This window comes from Streptomyces sp. DH24 (assembly GCF_029813775.1).
In the GTDB taxonomy this organism is placed as follows: Bacteria; Actinomycetota; Actinomycetes; order Streptomycetales; family Streptomycetaceae; genus Streptomyces.
In genome coordinates this window covers 49,060-51,605 of record NZ_JARVKW010000049.1, presented here as the reverse complement: position 1 = coordinate 51,605, position 2,546 = coordinate 49,060, and the positions used below count along the sequence as shown (strand labels likewise).

The window sequence follows — 2,546 nt, the reverse complement described above, 5'->3', positions numbered from 1 at the left end:
CTGGAGCGGGAGTCGGATGCGCTTCGGAACGGGCATCGGGTTCTTGCGGTGGTGCGTGGCAGTGCGGTGAATCAGGACGGTGCGTCGAATGGTTTGACGGCGCCGAATGGTCCGTCTCAGCAGCGCGTGATCAGGCAGGCCCTCGCCAGTGCCGGTTTGCGGGCCGCTGACGTGGACGTCGTGGAGGCGCACGGCACGGGTACGACCCTCGGGGACCCGATTGAGGCCCAGGCCCTCCTCGCCACCTACGGGCAGGACCGTGAGCGTCCTCTGTTGCTGGGGTCGGTGAAGTCGAATCTGGGGCATACGCAGGCCGCTGCCGGTGTGGCGGGTGTGATCAAGAGTGTGATGGCGATGCGGCACGGGGTGGTGCCGCCGAGTCTGCACGTCGATGCGCCGTCGTCGCATGTCGACTGGTCCGCCGGGGCTGTGGAGTTGGTGCGGGAGGAGACTCTCTGGCCGGAGACGGGCCGGGTCCGTCGGGTGGGTGTGTCGTCGTTCGGGCTGAGCGGGACGAACGCGCACGTGATCCTGGAAGCCGGTCCGGAACCCGGTCCGGAGCCCGGGCCGGTCGACGATCGGCCCGACGGGGTGCTTGTCCCTCTGGTGGTGTCGGCCCGTTCCGAGCAGGCCCTGGACGAGCAGATCGAGCAGATGCAGGGTTGTGACCCTTCGGTGGACGTCGGCTTCTCGCTGGCGGTCGGGCGGGCGCGGTTCCCGCATCGGGCCGTGCTGCTCGCGTCCGGCGACGGCGTCACGGAGGTCGCCCGTGGTATGGCGGGTGAGGGTCCGCTGGCGTTCGTCTTCTCGGGGCAGGGCTCGCAGCGGCTCGGTATGGGCCGTGACCTGTACGAGCGGTTCCCCGTGTTCGCGCGGGCGCTGGACGCTGTCCTCGCCGAACTCGACCTCGGTCTGCGGGACATCATGTGGGGCGACGACGAAGAGGCCCTGAACCGGACCGAGTTCGCCCAACCGGCGCTGCTCGCGGTCCAGGTCGCCCTGTTCAGGCTGGCGGAGTCGCTGGGCCTGCGGCCGGAGTACCTGGCCGGGCATTCCGTCGGTGAGATCGCCGCCGCTCATGTGGCGGGTGTGTTGTCGCTGGCGGATGCGTGTGCGCTGGTGTCGGCTCGGGCTCGGCTGATGCAGGCGTTGCCCGAGGGCGGGTTGATGCTGGCCGTGGAGGCCGCAGAGGACGAAGCCACGCAGCTGCTGGGCGAGGGTGTGTCGATCGCGGCGATCAACGGGCCGTCGTCGTTGGTGTTGTCGGGGTCCGAAGAAGCCGTGCTGGCGGTGGTGGCCGGGCTGCCCGGCCGTCGTACGACGCGGCTGCGGGTCTCGCACGCCTTCCACTCGCCTCTGATGGACCCGATGCTGGAGGACTTCCGGGCCGCGCTGTCCGCGCTGGAGTTCCACGAGCCGCGCATCCCCGTCGTCTGCACGGGCGATCCGGGCGACCCCGAGTACTGGGTCCGCCACGTCCGGGAGACCGTCCGTTTCGCCGACGGCATCCGCACCCTCAGCGAGCGCGGCGTCACGCGTTTCCTCGAACTCGGCCCCGACGGCACCCTCACCGCCCTCATCGAGCAGTCCGCCCCCGGGGACAGCACGGTCGTTCCCGCGCTGCGCAGGGACAGGCCGGAGGAGGAGGCGTTCGCGGCGGCGTTGGGCCGGCTGTTCGCGCACGGTGTGTCGGTCGGCTGGGCGGAGTACTTCGCCGGCACGGGCGCCCGACTGGTCGACGTACCCACGTACCCCTTCCAGCGACGGCGCTATTGGCCTGCCGTCACCGCAGGTGTGCGGGATGCCGTCGCTCTCGGTCTGGAACCGGCCGGACATCCGCTGCTGGGGGCGGCCGTGCCGCTCGCGGAGTCCGACGGTGTCGTGCTCGCCGGGCGGCTCTCGGCGGGCACCCAGACCTGGCTCACCGACCACGAGGTGTACGGCCGGGTCCTGCTTCCGGGCACGGCGTTCCTCGAACTGGCGGTGCGGGCCGGTGACGAGGTGGGATGCGGGCGCGTCGAGGAGTTGACGCTCGGCGCGCCGCTCGTCCTGGACCGGCGTGACGCCGTGCGCATCCAGATCGTCGTCGGTACGCCCGACGAGGCGGGACGGCGCTCGCTGAGCGTCTACTCGCGCCCCGACGTGTCCGACGAGGAACTGCCCTGGACGCGGCACGCCTCGGGAACGCTCGTCGAGGACGGCGCCGTGGCAGGGGCACGGCAGGTGTCCGAGTGGCCGCCCGCGGACGCCCGGGTCGTGGACCTGGACGGTTTCTACGACGAACGGGCCGGTGCCGGGTTCGTCTACGGGCCGGTGTTCCAAGGGCTGCGCGCCGTGTGGCGCCGTGGCGGCGAGGTGTACGTCGACGCCGAACTGCCCGAGCACGTCCCGACCGCCGGGTTCGGCCTGCACCCGGCCCTCCTGGACGCGGTCCTCCAGGCCGCCGCCTTCGCGGGTGAGGGTGAGGCGCCCGAGGGCGGCCTGCTGCCGTTCGCCTGGGAGGGTGTGTCCCTGCACGCGTCCGGGGCCTCCCCGCCGTCCGGGCC

Annotated in this window: 1 pseudogene; it reads left to right on the top strand. The window is 72.0% G+C overall.

Going from position 1 to position 2,546, the window contains the following annotated elements:
* A pseudogene (locus QC282_RS28165) lies at positions 1-2,532 on the top strand (type I polyketide synthase); the annotation flags it as partial.
* Between the last annotated feature and the right edge of the window lie 14 nt (positions 2,533-2,546).